2 protein-coding genes are annotated in these 1,099 nt (G+C 37.1%); one reads left to right on the forward strand and one right to left on the reverse strand.

What is annotated here, in order from left to right; genetic code table 11:
* Nucleotides 1–431, forward strand: a 431-nt coding sequence (locus AC1DJR_RS30925; protein WP_477004355.1) for a GNAT family N-acetyltransferase, incomplete at its 5' end; no start/stop codon positions are given.
* Nucleotides 432–471: 40 nt separating this feature from the next.
* Here AC1DJR_RS30925 and AC1DJR_RS30930 read toward each other — a convergent pair.
* Nucleotides 472–1,099: sulfite exporter TauE/SafE family protein (locus tag AC1DJR_RS30930; protein WP_477004356.1), on the reverse strand; the 628-nt coding region annotated here is incomplete at its 5' end.

Here is a 1,099-nt window from a genome sequence, read left to right on the forward strand (position 1 = left end):
GATTACATATAGTRCCGTGTACAGAAGAGAAGGTTCACATTGCTAATAATCAAGGATACAATAGTGGTCCGCATATTKTAGGRCATRTAGAAAATRTGAAACRAGATGYGGCTTYAKTACCGTGGGGMSCGTGGTATGTTATWMGGAAAGAGGATGATGTTGTTCTAGGTGATATAGGATTTAAAGGGAAACCGAACGAGCAACATACAGTAGAAATTGGTTACGGATTTATTGAGAAATATTGGAATAAAGGTTATGCAACAGAAGCAGTTAGTGAATTAATGAAATGGGCTTTTCAAACAGGAGAAGTGGAAACGATTATAGCGGAGACACTCCTTGATAATTATAGCTCTATTCGTGTATTAGAGAAATTACATATGAAAAGAGTAAATAGTACTGAAACGATGATCAATTGGAAAATAGAAAAATAAAAAATACCGCTCGAAGTAAATCGGGCGGTATTTTACTTAATTATGGTAGCATTTGTTTGTGATCAGTCGGATAGCTATTCGCCTCTTGTTTCGAATACTTTGAATGATTACGAACAGCAATAAAAATAGATATAATAACGATAAGACCAACTGCAACATAAGAAAGTGTAATAATAGTTGGATCTACTTTAAATGTAGTAAGCAGTGTACGTATATTCGTAAAGATAATAAGTCCGCCAACGAGTACGCCAAGTAAATGAGAAGGAACGATGCGTACTAACCATGCGGCGATTGGTGCGGCAACAATACCACCAAGCATGAGGGCAAATACCCAAACCCAGCTTATTTGTTCCCAGCCAAGTGAGATGAAAAAGCCGATTGTTGCAGCGAGTGAAACAGGAAATTCGCTCGTATCTACAGATCCAATAACTTTTCTAGCATCATTTCCTTTTGCAAGAAGAACAGGTGTCGTAATAGGTCCCCAACCACCACCGCCAGTTGAATCAACAAATCCTGCGAACAAGCCGAGCGGGACAAGTTGTTTAGCAGACATACGCTTATTTGAAGMAACAATTTGTTTTTGAATGATGAATCGTAATAAAATATAAACCCCTAAAGTAAATAAAAATATGGAAATGTACGGTTTAATTACATCACCAGGTAAATTG

It is taken from the genome of Bacillus sp. 05T31 (assembly GCF_056396725.1).